This window comes from Aquitalea sp. ASV15, from assembly GCF_016429115.1.
Classification (GTDB): Bacteria; Pseudomonadota; Gammaproteobacteria; order Burkholderiales; family Chromobacteriaceae; genus Aquitalea; species Aquitalea magnusonii.
In genome coordinates, this window is sequence record NZ_JAELTZ010000241.1 from 1 (window position 1) to 255 (window position 255).

The window sequence follows — 255 nt, forward strand, 5'->3', positions numbered from 1 at the left end:
GGGACAGCAGGATGTGTTCGCGGGTTTGCGGCATCGGGCCGTCAGCAGCGGAACATACCAGGATAGCGCCGTCCATCTGGGCTGCACCGGTAATCATGTTCTTAACGTAGTCGGCGTGACCCGGGCAGTCTACGTGAGCGTAGTGACGGGACTCGGTTTCGTATTCTACGTGTGCGGTATTAATGGTAATACCACGAGCCTTTTCTTCCGGCGCGCTGTCGATCTGGGAGTAGTCCTTGGCTTCGCCACCGAACT

Annotated in this window: 1 protein-coding gene; it reads right to left on the minus strand. The window is 57.6% G+C overall.

Annotated elements, in window-relative coordinates; genetic code table 11:
• Positions 1-255 (minus strand): GTP-binding protein (locus JHD64_RS21740; RefSeq protein WP_233170660.1); only part of this gene is annotated, 255 nt, incomplete at both ends.